This is a genomic window from Thermobacillus xylanilyticus, from assembly GCF_907165215.1.
Classification (GTDB): Bacteria; Bacillota; Bacilli; order Paenibacillales; family Paenibacillaceae; genus Thermobacillus; species Thermobacillus xylanilyticus.
Genome location: NZ_CAJRAY010000038.1, coordinates 108,303 through 121,496 on the forward strand (window position 1 = coordinate 108,303; position 13,194 = coordinate 121,496).

Consider the following 13,194-nt stretch of genomic DNA (forward strand, 5'->3'; position numbering starts at 1 on the left):
TTTCCGCCGGCAGCGCAGCTTGTTCGGTTCGCTCCGTCATTCGGCCGTCCCTCCTCCCAGTTCCAGAACAGGCAGACGATAACGGATTCTGCCGCTCGCCTCAAGCTGCATCCGCACCGTATGCTGATCCGTCACGTACGATTCCGCCGGTCCGGGCAGCATGTACGAATCGGCATTCATCTGGACCGGCTCCCATTCGCCGGACGCATCGTTCCACACGGACAGCGTCGCTTTGTTGAACGCCATCGGTTCATGCTGACGGATGATGAAGGAATGGTACGGCTCATCCCGCCAGGGCAGCGGATATTCGAAGTTGAGCGTCCCGTCGGCCATTTCCAGAAGATCGTCATGGATATTGCCGAATTCTAGCATGGCGTTCCGGGTAATCACGGGCTGCACGATGCCGGGTACGCCGCCTTCGACGTCGGCAACCGTCAAGTCCAGGGGCTGCGCCCACAGCGTCACGTTGTCGGACGGCACCGCCGAACCGTTCACTTCGAACCAGCCTTCGCCGTCGGAGCTGAATCCGACGATCAGCGGAACTTCCCCGTCCACCGCCCCGTTGATCTTGGCGTTTCGGCTTTCATTCAAATAAGCGTCCAGCAAGCCGCGCTCGCGGGCATAAGAATCTTTCCCGCTTGGATAAGGGAACAGCAGACTGCCGTACGATGCGTAACCGATACCGGCAACAATCGACGGGCCGCCGGCGTACGGGATATTGACCGTGCCCGATTCTCCGCGCGCCAGGTCGCCGATGCGATAGGCCGCGCCGTTCATCAGCACGCTGACATGCTTCAGATCGGCCGCGGTTTGATTCGTCACTTCAATATCGAGGTAGCTGCCGTTATACGCGATCGCCGTGTCGAATTGGCCGTACCCGGGCGAAGCGCCGAAATGAACCCATGCCTTGCGGATGGACCAGTACGGCACGTCCCGCCATTCGGCCGCCGCGCCCCCGTCGGTCATCCGGGTGAGCTTGCCGCCCGAGAGTCCGGAGACGCCGCTCTGCACGAGATCTTCATCCCGCAGCGGAACCGCAAAGTCGGCTCCCTCGAATGATACGCCGACCTTTCCGCCGGACGGCACGAACACGGCCGCACCCGCGGACCGGTCCGCCCAACCGTCGCCCGAAAGTTGCACGGCGCGGACGCTGTGCGCTTTAACGGTCCGCTTGTCCGCGGAACCGACAGTGAAGATGACGACGCTGCAGATCACGGACAGTACGGGAATGAGCCACCACATCCATTCGCGGCGGTCGAATTTTTTCAACAGCAGGTACAGGATCGGCGCTGCAAGCAGCACATAGATGATGAAGAAGAGCGACAAATGGCCGATTTTCGGCGGCTTCAGGGAAGGAAAGTAGCTCAGAATCGAATCATAATGCCAGAAATCGTAGCTGTACCCGTAACGCACACCTGTCATGACCGGATACAGCCCGATGCCGGTCAGCATCCGTTCCCACAGCTTGAGGCCTCCTTCCCAGCTCGCAAGCGGCTCGACAGACGGGTCGAACGCCACATACAGGACGCTGCCCGACCCGTACGCGCGGACAGCTGAAATAGGAACGCCGTCCGCCAGTGTGACGATGCCGGCTTGCAGATCCCCGGTCGATACCGTCATCGGCATTCCGGCCGGCAGCGACTCTTCGCCGATCGCTTCCAGGATCCGGGCCGACTCGAGCTCGGCCGTTCCGCCGGGCGCGACGGGCACAAGATCAGCGAACGCGGCGGCGGTCTTCGCATAGCCGGCTCCGCCGGATACGACCAGCCGGCCGCCGCGGATCACCCAGCCCCGGATCGCGTCAATCCGTTCCTGCGGCCAGTTTCCGGTCGGCACGTCGTTGAGCACCAGCATGTCCAGTGCGCCGAGCTGCAGCGAATCCGCCGGCAGATCGTCCTCCTTCAGCACGATCGTCCGGAAGTTGTAGCCGCGCGTCATGAGCAGCGCGAGAACATTCATCGTATCCGGGTCGCGCGCCACGACGCCGACAGTTGTCGAATTGTCGCCCGAACCCTGCAGGTAAGGTTGGCCGGACACAACCGGAACCTGCCGTCCGGACCCCGCTCCGCCTTCATCGAACCGGATTCGGTTGTTGTCCTTGTTGTACACCATGCCCGGCACGGTCATCTCGACGATCATCGGCGTGTCCGCGGGCAATTCGGCGGGAACGGCGATCTCCTTCGGAAACCCGTCGTCATACGCGAACACGACATCGCCGCGCAAATCGCGGCCCGTGCGGTTCGTGAGCGTCAGTCTGAGCCGCGTATATTTCCCCTCTTTATAGACGGACTGAAAACCGAGTTCCCACCGCATCTCGATGCCGGCCTCCGTCTCCGCTGCGGCGGCCGGCTGATCGGGCCACAGCAGCAGCAATGCCAGCAGCGCGGCCAATGCGGCAGGCAGCCAAACCTTGATCCATCGGCCGAGAACGTCTGCCAAGTGAGGTCTACCCCCCGTACGCAGTCTGAATCTGTTTTATATTTGACGCCGTGGCGGGATTTAAAGTTGCACTAATGCAAGACAGCTCCGAACGACGTCGGAGCTGCAAGCCGAATTGTGGTCTCATGATGTCTTACACGCGGACCGCCGTGCCGCTCACGGCGACCATCAGCATGCCTTCCCGCACCACTTCGTAGTCGATGTCGATGCCGACGATGGCGTTCGCGCCCATCCGCCGCGCCTGCTCGACCATCTCGCCGATCGCGATGTCGCGGGCATCCTTGAGCTTGTTCTCGTAGGCGCCGGAACGTCCCCCCACGACGTCGGTGATCGATGCGAGGAAGTCGCGCACGATGTTCGCGCCCATGATCGCTTCACCGGTGACGATGCCGATGTAATCCAGAATCGGTCTGCCTTCAAGCGTAGGGGTGGTCGAAAGATACACGGGCTTCATCTCCTCAAACGGTTTTGCTCTCCTATACGGATCAGCGGGCGCGCCGTTTCAGGGAAGTCACGACATCACCAGCCAATAGAATAGCCCCGCAACGACGAAACGGTACAACGCGAACCAGGTCAGCCTCAGCCGCTTGATCAGGTTCAGGAATGTCACGACGGCCAGCATCGCGACGATGAACGACGCGGCGCCGCCGATCAGAAACAGCACGAAATCGTCCTTCGTCAGCAGGTCGCGGCTGTCGTACAGGTCGAGCACGGTGGCGCCGAACATGACCGGCACGGAGATGATGAAGGTGAAATCCGCCGCCGCCTTCCGGCTCGTGCCGAGCAGCATGCCGCCCGAGATGGTCGAACCCGAGCGGGAGAAGCCCGGCCAGAGCGCGAGACATTGGAAGATGCCGATGCCGAGCGCTTGCTTGTATGTAATGTCGTCGGTATTTTCGCTCGTCACCCTGCGCTTTGCCAGCTCCGCCGCGATCATCAGGATCCCGCCCGCGACAAGGCTGATCAGCACCGGACCGGGGCCGAACAGAACGTTCTTGATAAGATCCTTGAACAGCAGATACACGATGAGTGCGGGCAGCATGGCCAGAATCATGTGGATGACGTTCAGTTTGTTCGGCACGTTCAGCTTCAGGCGGACCATATCCTTTAGAATATCCATATAACGGCGAAAATAGAGCACGAATACCGCCAATACGGCGCCGAGCTGGACGACAATCTTGAACGTGTCCGCCGACCCGCCTTCATACCCGAGCAGATTCCCCGCCAGAATCATGTGTCCGGTCGACGATACGGGCAGAAATTCCGTCAGGCCTTCGACGATTCCGAGAATGATGACTTTGAACAGATCTTCCAATCTTCACACACTCCTGACGTTGTTCCAATCTTATCTGCGAAAACGCACCCCGCCTTGTCCACTCTATACCGCCCGCATGCGCCGGTCAACCGGCCGAGGTCCAGTCCCGCGGAACGCCCGGCTTCACGCCGCCACTGCCCGGCGGCGAGGAGCGTGCGGCGGCCGCGCATCCCGCGGCGATCAGACTGACGCACCACAATGAAGCAATCCAGCAGGCCGTCAGCGCCGGCTCGCGCATCCGCCCGGCGGATGCCATATCGAGCAGCTTCGGCAATACCGCCTCGGCCAGGTTGTATCCGGCCATGACGATCAGCAGAGCCGCCAGCGCCGTCCATGCCGCTCCCGGGCGATGGCGCGTCAGCGCCGCAATCATCCAGCCCGTGACGAGCGCCGTGAACGGGGCCACATTGATTGCGCCGGGCAGATTAACGGGCGGATCGATCACGACCTTCGCCGCCAGCACGACGGCCATGACCACGGCGGCGATCAGACGGAAACGGCGCTTGTCGGCCGGCGGATGCGCGGGCGATCGGCTTCCGCCGGATTCCGCCGACCGGAAAGCGCGCCAGCGCAAGAACACATACAGCGCGATCGCGGCGGCACCAAGGGCGGAGAGGACGAATTGCAGCGACTCATAGACGACGAACCGGCCGATGCCCGGCGCATGCAGCCACGCGAACCGGTTGGTGAAGACCGTATGGCCATGCGTCCAGCCGTCCATGAACAGATGGGTCAGAAACCCGATGAATAGCGACGCGATGAACGCCAGCCAATCGCCTGCCGTCCGCAGCGGCCGCATCGACAGCCGTTCGGCGAACCGGTCAAGCCCGCCGCAGGACGGCAGCAAAAGCGGCAAGGTCGGCAGCAGCAGCCGCCCCATGACGAGCGCGGCGGCCGAGCACAACGGCAGATGGATGAAGAAGAATCCCGCAAACGTATGGCCGATCGTCCGGTACGGCTCCATCGCGGCGAAATATTCGAAGTCCGGCGCCATGCTGCCGAGCACCAGCCCCGATGTGCGCAATGTGTGCGGCATCAGCCGCTTGAGCGGCGCCGCGAAGAACGGATGGGCGAACGTATGCGGCATGGCGATTCGTCCTTTCCGTTTCAGCGTACCGTTTCATCATAGCGCGTCCGATCATTTTTTTCTAGTGACAATGGAAGCAAACGGGAGTAGAGTGGATAGGGAACGCATCATACCACAGGACATCTCCGGGAGACGTGAAATATGCAGCCTCAAATCGCAAAAACGGAAACCATTCAAGCGGGACAACCGCTGATTGCGGCCCGGCAGGCGGATCATGTCCTGTTCGTCGCCGTCACCTTATTATACTGGACGACCATGTACATCTATGTCCCGATTCTGACCCCGTACCTCGAGTATCGGGGCCTGAGCCTGCAGGCAATCGGACTGGTGCTGGGCAGCTACGGCTTCGTTCAGCTCCTGTGCCGGTTCCCGCTCGGCATCTGGTCCGACCGGCTTCGGCGGCGCAAGCCGTTCATCCTGCTCGGGATGGCGAGCGGCGCCCTCAGCTGCCTGCTGTTCCTGCTTCCGGATTCGTGGCTGTGGACGCTGGCCGGGCGGGCGGTGTCCGGCATCTGCGCCTCGACATGGGTGGCGTTCACGGTGCTCTACGCCGGCTACTACGCCGAGGACCGCGCCGTCCGGGCGATGAGCAACATCAGCTTCATGATCGTGGCCGGTCAGCTCATCGGCATGGGCTTCAGCGGATGGCTGGCGGATGTTGCCGACTGGAACGCGCCCTTCATCGCAGGCGCGGCCATCGCCGCCATCGGACTTATCGCCGCCTGCTTCATTCGGGAGCCGAAAGGCGGCGTCGCCCGCACGCCGATGACGTTCGCCGATGTCGGCGCCGTCGTGCGCGAACCGATGCTGATCAAGGTGTCGCTGCTTTCCATACTCGGCCACTGCGTGCTGTTCATCACGATGTTCGGTTTCACGCCGCTCAAGGCCGTGAACGATCTGAACGCCTCGAACGCCGAACTGACCTGGATCGTCTTCGCGTTCATGATCCCGCACGCCTTCGCGTCGCTGTACAGCGGGAAATGGGTCGCGCCGAACATCGGCGTCTGGAATACGCTGATCCTCGGATTCGTGCTGAGCGGCGCATGCACCGCGGCCATCGCATGGACGCCGTCGCTGCCGGTGCTGATGGCGACGCAGGCGCTGAACGGACTGGCCCAGGGGCTGTACCTGCCCCTCCTGCTCGGGGCGGCCATCCAGGACGTGCCGGGACCGAAGCGCGCGACCGCGATGGGCTTCTATCAGGCCGTGTACTCGGCAGGCATGTTCGGAGGCCCCTATCTCGCGGGCTTCCTGAACGACTGGTACGGCATCGACAGCGGGTTTTACTGCGGCGCCGCGTTCGCCTTCATCGCCGCGGTCCTGTCCTTCCTGTGGCGGAAACGGACGGACTGATGCCGCAGACCGGTCTTCTTCAGCCCGCCATCCGAAAGGCCGCGGCAAGCAAGACGGCATGCAGCACGGTCATGACCGGCAGGCCGACCGCGAACATCCGGTGCTTCGTCTTGTGGCGGAACAGGCGCATCCCGATCCATCCTCCCGCGGCGCCGCCGAGCAGCGCCCACAAAAGCAGCCGCCGTTCGGAAATCCGACGGCGGCCCAGCCGGGCGCGGCGTTTGTCCGCACCCATCATCCCCATGAGCGCGATGCTCATTACCGCGACGTACGCGGACAGCCAGACGGCGGCTTCCGTCATACGAACTGCTCCAGCCGGTACGTCTCCGCCGGCACTTCCGCAAGGAACCGGCACGGCCGGCCGACGGCGAAGACATGCAGCGCGTGCATCGCCCGCGTGCACGCCGTGTAGAACAACCGCCGCTCGCTCTCCCGCGCATACACATCCTCGGAGGCGTTGTAGATCAGCACCGCGTCGAATTCGACGCCTTTGGCCAGATACGCCGGAATGACGCAGATGCCTTTCTCGAACTGCGGCGTATGTTTCGTCACAAGGCGGACCGGCAGTTTGTCCGCCAGTGCCGCGTACGCTTCTTCGCTCTCGGCGGCGGTGCGGCAGATGACGGCCGCGGATTCGTACCCTTCCCGCATGAACCGCTCCAGCGATTCCCCGATGCGCCGGTGCAGCGTCTCCTTGTCGTGGACGATCAGGACGGACGGCTTCTCGCCGCTCCGATTGAACGGCTCGATCTCGCTTCCGCCTTCAATCATGGCGCGGGTGAACTCGACGATTTCCCGCGTCGAGCGGTAGCTGCGGGTGAGCCGGATCCATTCCGTCTGCTCGGGACCGTACAGACGGGTGAGCGGGTCCCCTTCCTCCAGCACCGAATCCTGCGCGTGGATCGACTGGTTCATGTCGCCGAGCGCCGTCATGCGGGCGCGCGGGAACAGCCATTTCAGAAACTCGAGCTGGAACGGCGTGTAATCCTGCACTTCGTCGATCAAGACATGGCGGACATTCGTATTCACACGGAACCCTTTCAACCGTTCGTTCAAATAAAGAAAAGGCGTCGCGTCTTCGTACAGCAGCCGGCCCTCGTCGATCATGCGCACCGTCAGTTCGGCGATCGCCGGCCATTCCTCCGGCAGCGGCGCATCCTGCGCGAGCGAAGCCGCCAGATCCGGATCCGCGTGAAGCCGGCGGTAGAGTCCCTTCGCGTCGACGAACCGGAGCACCCGGATGCGCGCGCGGACCGGCTTCAGCTCGGTGTTTACGATCGCCTCCGCCAGCAGATCCCGCTCTGCTTCGGCATCGTCGAAGGTGGCGCGCGTCAGGTGCCTCCGCTTCGCCCGCAGTTTCGCATAGGCGCGCTGATAGTCCGTCCGGTTCATGTACTGCATTTCTTCTTCCACCCAGGCTTCGGACTTCTGCGCCTGTTCGAACGCCTTCACCTGCTCGAGCAGCCATTCCTTGACGAGCTCGATCCGGTTGGCCAGCCGGATCGAGCGGTCCAGGCCGTAAAATTTCTCGGCGATGGCGGAAGCGGACACGATCGTCCGGCCCCTGAATTTGACCGGGCGGAACATCATGCCGGACGTTTCCAGACTGCGGAGGTACGCCTGAATCAGGGCGAGATAACCGGAAGAAGACTTGAAGCGGATGGCGGCCAGCCGCGTCTTGTAGCAGGCGTCGCCCTCGCGCGTCAGGACGTATTCGAGCTGGTCGTACGCATCCTCGACCCGAAACTGCTTGCCGAGGCGCAGCTCCAGATAGTCCTGGAACGTCGTCTGGATCATGTTCGCTTCGCCGAGTTCCGGCAGCACGGACGAGACGTAGCTGTTGAACATCGGGTTCGGGGAGAACAGCACCATCTGGTCTGAGCTGAGCGTGCCGCGATACCGGTAGAGGAGATACGCGACCCGCTGCAGGGCGGCGGACGTCTTGCCGCTGCCGGCCGCTCCCTGGACGATGAGCATGCGGCTCCGGTCATTGCGGATGATCCGGTTCTGTTCGCGCTGGATCGTCGCCACGATGCTCCGCATCGCCGAATCCGACGTGCGGCTGAGCACCTGCTGCAGCAATTCGTCGCCGATCGTCACGCCGGTGTCGAACATGTAGCGGATCCGGCCGCCCTTGATGATGAATTGTCGCTTCAGTTCCAGTTCGCCGGAGACGACGCCGGAAGGCGTCTCGTATTCGGCCGGCCCGGGCGGATAGTCGTAATACAGGCTGGAGACGGGCGCGCGCCAGTCGTAGACGAGAAACTCGTCGCTTCCCTCTTCTCGGTAGGAGGCGATCCCCAGATAAATCGATTCGGCCTTGCGCTCGCCCTGCTCGCGGAAATCGATGCGGCCGAAGTAGGGCGAGTCTGCGAGACGCTTCAGCTTGTCGACATATTCGGCCGAGTGCCGCTCGGTCCGTTCGCGTTCCGCCAGCAGGTCCGCCTGCTGCTTCATGCTGAAGTACGTTTCCTGGATGTCATCGAACGTGCTGAAGTTGACCGTGACCTCGTCCCAGAAATGTTTGCGGATTTCGTGGGCCTCGGACCGAACGGCGCCGATCTCGTTCTCCAGCCGGCCGATGGTCCGTTTGATGCTTTCGGTGACGCGGTCTGCGCGAGCCTGCTCTTCCTTCCACTGCGGATCCGCTTGGTCCATCCTGATCCGACACTCCTCTCGCTTGCGAATTTGAGAAAATAAAAAAGTGTTGACACAAACGGTTTAACCCGTTATAATTATAATGAGAACTACTTTGCTCAATTTCAGCAAGAGTTCCATTTTTTTATTTTATCAGATCACCCCGAAACATTCAACCTCCCGTCCTTGCGGACGGGAGGTTTTGTTGTTTCCGGCCTTCGTCGCATTCAATCCGTCAATTCGAACCCCTGCTCCTTCAGAAATCGGCCGATTCTGCGGGGCGGCCGGGTCAGCCTCTCCCGCATCTGCTCCGACCATCCGGCGGACTGGCGGCCGCCGCTGCGCTCCTTCAAATAAGCGGCATGCGCGTTATCGTAGTCCGCGACCGCGTCGGCGTATGCGGATGCGTCGTACCGGTTCTCGTGCAGAACCGCTTGGACCGGCAGCCGCGGACGCATGAGCGGCGCCTGGTCCGGCCGCCCGATGCACATGCCGAAGAGCGGCGCGACGCGCGGCGGCAAGCCGAGCAATGCGGCAGTCTTCGCAATGTCGTTCCGGATGGCGCCGATGTAGCAGATGCCGAAGCCGAGCGATTCCGCGGCGACCGCCGCGTTCTGCGCGGCAAGCGCCGCATCGATCGCGGCGATCGTAAACGCTTCGGCATTGCACGACATGTCGGACGGTTCAAGTCCCGCCGCGATCCGGAGACGCTCCATGTCGGCGCACCAGACGAGAAATTCGGGACAGGTCACCACATATTGCTGCTGACCGGCAACGGCCGCCAGTTCGGACCTCAGATTCCGATCCGTTACGCGGATGACGCTGTACGCCTGCATGTTGGACGAAGTCGAAGCCTGCTGTGCCGCCCGCAGAATTTCGCGCAGCGCCCCGGCCGGCACGGGCTCGTCCCGAAACGCGCGGATCGACCGATGGCTCATGAGCAGATCCAGCACTGCTGATTCGTACCGGGCATCATGCATGAAAATTCACCTCATGAACCATCATATCCCATCCCGCGGTCCGGCGAAAGCGCCGCTTCGTCCTAGACCATGGCGCCGCCTTCCTTGGCGATACGAACCGCCTCTTCATAATCCTGCTCGTCAACGACGACTGTCAGCAGCACGTCCCGGCCGGTTACCCGGTTGTCCGGTCCGCCCGTGCTGAGGCCGCTGGCGCTGACATCGGCGGCGGCGAGAATGCCCGCGCTGCTGTTCGTAAAGTCGCTGCCGAGCACCATGAAGCCGAGACCGGGAAAATCCCCGTTGATCGGATTCATGATGTCGTGCATCCCGCCGCCCGGATACCGGTCGATTCGCCGGATCGATCTGTCGCTGATGCGCAGATGGGCCATCCGGTCCAGCGCCGCTTCCGCTTCCGACTCGCTCTTGAAATAGGCCAGCACATTTCGTTCCGCCATTGCCCGAAACTCCTTTCTGTCGGTGTCCATTCCGCCGATGCGCGAAAACGACCCGGCAAGCGGGTCGTTCTCCCACAATCGTTCTTATTGCAGCGTGTTCAGGATTTGCTGCGGCTGCGACTGCTGCTGTTGCCATTGCACGCCGCTCGGGCTCGTCGGCACATTCTGCGGCGTGCCGGCGGGCTGATAGATGTTCGACATCGTCTGCGTCGTCACATCTTTCATCGTCGGCACTTGGTAATAACCCTGTTCGTTCATGTATTGCCAGATTTCATACGCTTGCTCCGCGCAATTGATCGCACCCTGCTGCATGGCGCGGCGGATGTCCGGATTTGCGCATTCGAGCGCGGCGAGCATCTTCTTCGACGCGGACGCTTTGTGCAGTCCGAGCACGATGCTGGCGATGTCCCGGTCGTCGAGCTGGTCGGGCGACGTGTTCGGGCTGACCGTGCCCGGATGGTCAAGGCCGTAGGTCGGCTGGAACGCGTTGTTGACCGCGCGGTAAGGCGCCGCATGACCCGCACCCTGGCGATGCAGCAGGTCCACCATCGCGTTGTAGCCGGTCACGGTGAACTGCAGTTGATGATCGAGAATTTGGGCCAGGCGCTGATCCCGCACGCGCGGACGCAGCAACTGCAGCTGGTTGATCGCATCGACCGTGCCGTTCAGCACTTCGTGAATTTCCATCACTTCGTGTGCGCCAAGATTCGCAGCCATTATGTACTGCCTCCTTGATGAATCAATTTTTGTCGCCGGTTTTGGCCGGCCAGATGTAGTATGTCCGGCCCTTTTCCGGATATGCGCGCAAAATTTCCCTCCGGGCTGAAAACGTCCGCGCGGAGATCCGCCGATCAGCGCGTCATCTTCTCGATCTGCCGGCAAATCTCGTGCTGCCATTCCGTATCGTTCGTCATGGCCGCCAGGAGCGAAAGATTTTTCAGGTGGGCAAGCTGCCGGCAGTAGGAAGCGTTCAACGCCAGGCAATGCTCCAGATCCTTCTCCTCGGCTTCCGTCAGCGGACGCCGGCTCCGGATCACCCACAGCTCGGCCAGGCGCTCATGTACGGGCAGGATCGGCATCCGTCCCCCTCCTTTCCATGTCAACATTATGGCCGTTCCCTCCTGCCGCGAAACCTGCGCACGAAAAAAGGACAGGCAGTCAACGCCTGTCCGGATAGAAACCGAAATCATCCATCATGAGCTTTCCGGGTCCGCCCGATATATGCAGCGTGACCGAACGGATGCCGTCTTTCGCGAGGCCCGGCCGCTCCTCCTCAAACGCATCCAGCGACACGATGAACGTCTCGAACACCGGCTCGACATCCGCTTTGAATTTCCCGTTCTCGAACCGCCTTTCCAAAAACCGGTGGATCGTATAGGTGACGCGGGGCGGCGATTTCAGCGTGCCGAACCGCTCCAGCGGCAGCCGCGCGGACAGGCCGCTTGCCCCCTCGACCTCGATCTCGACCGAATAGGCGCCGCTTTCGGGCAATTCATGGGACAGATCCGCCAGGGAAAACGCGATCGCGGCCGCCCCCTCCTGCCCGACCATGAGCCAGTACCGCTTGTCAAAAGAGAGCCTGTACCGCGCTTCGTCATCCCACGCCAGCACGAGACCTTTGTACCCCCTGCTCCTTCCGTCGCGGTTCAGCGCCGCCGCATGCTTCCACTCCTTCACGCCTTCCGCATCGGCCGTGACACCGATCTGGAGCGAACGGACACCCGATTGCTCGAACCGGCTGACCGCCTGGTAGCCGCCGCCTTCGTACCGGACGAAGACGACGGAACCGGAAGCATAGGACTGCCGGATGTCCGGATCGGAGAAGACGCGCCGGTACTCGCTTCGGCCGGCAAGCGTCGCTTCCATGAAAGCCGCGATGTAGCTTGCCGCCGCTTCGCGCTGCGCCTCGCCGTCCATCAGGCCGCGGGTGTTGAGCAGCATGCCGCCGGGCATGGAGAGGTCGAATCGCCCCCATGTCGTGTTGAATTGACCGTGATTCGCGCCTTCGAGGTAGATTTCCGCCTTGAACAGATCTTCCCGTCCGTCCAGCGCCGTCCGCACATATTGCTGATCGCCGTAGAAATTTTGCAGATCGGCGTCCCGGGAGCCGTGGATCGTCAAGTAGTTGACATTTCGCAGCTGCGCCTGTTTCCGGTCGACCAGCATGTCCGTCGGCGCGATGGCGGCTACCGAGACGATCCGGATCTCCTCGCCGATGCCTTCCAGCGACGGATCGTCCGCGAACCAGCGGGCATGGTCAGCCGCCATGGCCGCCGCCTGCCCGCCCCGCGAATGGCCGATCAGGCCGACCTTTCCGAGATCGACGCGGCCTTCGAACGGATTGCCCGGCGTCCGGCTCAGTTCGGCGATCTCGCGCAGATGCTGAAGGAGCAGCCAGCTTCTGAGCTTCATGTCCGGCTTCGGAATACCGCTCCAGACGGAATAGTTCAGAAAATTTTCATCCACCGACACGGCGATGAAGCCGCGGCTCGCGAGCCGTTCGCCAAGATAGCGGTAACCTTCGTCCGAGAAATCCTCCATCAGATGGTTGCCGTGCACGATCAGCACCAGCGGAAACGGTCCGTCCCCTTCCGGCATCCACACCCGGCCGTTGAGCGGAAGCCGGTCCGTGCCGAATCCCCAGAACCGGGAGCGGATCGGCGACCATTTCGGGTGGATGGACGCGGCGTTGACCGTCCGGGTGATGACGCCGGCTTCATCGCCATATTCGGCACGGTGCCGGTCCGTGCCGCTGCCATAGGTGAAATGCGTGAACCCGTAAGGCCCGGGTCCGGCTTCAAGATCGCGTACGGAAGCTGCGTCGTCGATCTCGACGATCCGGTCATCCGCCGTCAGCAGAACCGGTTCGCCGGCCGGCGCCAACGGCATGCCGGCCGTGAGCACGACGGCGGCCGCGACGGCGGCGGCGGCCGCTGCCGCGGAACA

12 protein-coding genes are annotated in these 13,194 nt (G+C 62.4%); 1 reads left to right on the top strand and 11 read right to left on the bottom strand.

Features of this window, described 5'->3' with window-relative positions; genetic code table 11:
* Nucleotides 1–36: 36 nt before the first annotated feature.
* The 4 genes from KJQ12_RS08205 to KJQ12_RS08220 form a co-directional block, all read right to left on the bottom strand.
* A complete protein-coding gene (locus KJQ12_RS08205; protein WP_213484230.1) occupies nt 37–2,439 on the bottom strand; it encodes an acyltransferase in 2,403 nt (800 codons plus the stop codon).
* Nucleotides 2,440–2,572: 133 nt separating this feature from the next.
* Nucleotides 2,573–2,884, bottom strand: a complete 312-nt coding sequence (locus KJQ12_RS08210; protein WP_015254454.1) for a YbjQ family protein — start codon at nt 2,882–2,884, stop codon at nt 2,573–2,575.
* A 66-nt stretch (nt 2,885–2,950) separates the two neighbouring features.
* Entirely contained in the window at nt 2,951–3,754 is an 804-nt protein-coding gene (locus KJQ12_RS08215; protein WP_213484231.1) for an undecaprenyl-diphosphate phosphatase, read from the bottom strand.
* An 85-nt stretch (nt 3,755–3,839) separates the two neighbouring features.
* Nucleotides 3,840–4,841: a DUF4184 family protein gene (locus KJQ12_RS08220; RefSeq protein WP_015254452.1), complete on the bottom strand. Its 1,002-nt coding sequence runs from the start codon at nt 4,839–4,841 to the stop codon at nt 3,840–3,842.
* A 141-nt stretch (nt 4,842–4,982) separates the two neighbouring features.
* Here KJQ12_RS08220 and KJQ12_RS08225 point away from each other — a divergent pair, with 141 nt between their 5' ends.
* The gene (locus tag KJQ12_RS08225) at nt 4,983–6,194 is read left to right on the top strand and encodes an MFS transporter (protein WP_213484232.1); all 1,212 of its coding nucleotides are present in this window, start codon (nt 4,983–4,985) and stop codon (nt 6,192–6,194) included.
* A 19-nt stretch (nt 6,195–6,213) separates the two neighbouring features.
* On the opposite strand, the gene KJQ12_RS08230 is transcribed toward KJQ12_RS08225, so the two are convergent.
* The 7 genes from KJQ12_RS08230 to KJQ12_RS08260 all read right to left on the bottom strand — a co-directional run.
* Nucleotides 6,214–6,495 carry a DUF1294 domain-containing protein gene (locus KJQ12_RS08230; RefSeq protein ID WP_213484233.1) on the bottom strand — a complete coding sequence of 94 codons (282 nt, stop codon included), beginning with the start codon at nt 6,493–6,495 and terminating at the stop codon, nt 6,214–6,216.
* Nucleotides 6,492–8,852, bottom strand: coding sequence for an RNA polymerase recycling motor HelD (gene helD / locus KJQ12_RS08235; RefSeq protein WP_213484235.1), 2,361 nt, complete (start codon nt 8,850–8,852; stop codon nt 6,492–6,494). Before helD ends, KJQ12_RS08230 begins: the two co-directional genes overlap by 4 nt.
* A gap of 206 nt (nt 8,853–9,058) precedes the next feature.
* Nucleotides 9,059–9,811, bottom strand: coding sequence for an oxygen-insensitive NADPH nitroreductase (gene nfsA / locus KJQ12_RS08240; RefSeq protein WP_213484237.1), 753 nt, complete (start codon nt 9,809–9,811; stop codon nt 9,059–9,061).
* Between the two features lie 62 nt (nt 9,812–9,873).
* On the bottom strand, nt 9,874–10,248 hold the full coding sequence (locus KJQ12_RS08245; protein WP_015254447.1) for a hypothetical protein: 375 nt from the start codon (nt 10,246–10,248) through the stop codon (nt 9,874–9,876).
* 84 nt (nt 10,249–10,332) lie between these two features.
* Complete coding sequence (locus tag KJQ12_RS08250; RefSeq protein ID WP_015254446.1) at nt 10,333–10,965, bottom strand: spore coat protein; 633 nt, start codon at nt 10,963–10,965, stop codon at nt 10,333–10,335.
* A gap of 134 nt (nt 10,966–11,099) precedes the next feature.
* Entirely contained in the window at nt 11,100–11,354 is a 255-nt protein-coding gene (locus tag KJQ12_RS08255; protein ID WP_408646073.1) for a DUF7667 family protein, read from the bottom strand.
* 52 nt (nt 11,355–11,406) lie between these two features.
* Nucleotides 11,407–13,194 (bottom strand): alpha/beta hydrolase family protein (locus tag KJQ12_RS08260; protein WP_213484238.1); only part of this gene is annotated, 1,788 nt, incomplete at its 5' end.

Excerpts from the sequence above, each read along its gene's own strand:
- KJQ12_RS08230 (WP_213484233.1), bottom strand. The coding sequence starts at position 6,495 with ATGACGGAAGCCGCCGTCTGGCTGTCCGCGTACGTCGCGGTAATGAGC.
- KJQ12_RS08245 (WP_015254447.1), bottom strand. The coding sequence starts at position 10,248 with ATGGCGGAACGAAATGTGCTGGCCTATTTCAAGAGCGAGTCGGAAGCG.
- nfsA (WP_213484237.1), bottom strand. The coding sequence starts at position 9,811 with ATGCATGATGCCCGGTACGAATCAGCAGTGCTGGATCTGCTCATGAGC.
- KJQ12_RS08250 (WP_015254446.1), bottom strand. The coding sequence starts at position 10,965 with ATGGCTGCGAATCTTGGCGCACACGAAGTGATGGAAATTCACGAAGTG.
- helD (WP_213484235.1), bottom strand. The coding sequence starts at position 8,852 with ATGGACCAAGCGGATCCGCAGTGGAAGGAAGAGCAGGCTCGCGCAGAC.
- KJQ12_RS08255 (WP_408646073.1), bottom strand. The coding sequence starts at position 11,354 with ATGTTGACATGGAAAGGAGGGGGACGGATGCCGATCCTGCCCGTACAT.
- KJQ12_RS08225 (WP_213484232.1), top strand. The coding sequence starts at position 4,983 with ATGCAGCCTCAAATCGCAAAAACGGAAACCATTCAAGCGGGACAACCG.
- KJQ12_RS08220 (WP_015254452.1), bottom strand. The coding sequence starts at position 4,841 with ATGCCGCATACGTTCGCCCATCCGTTCTTCGCGGCGCCGCTCAAGCGG.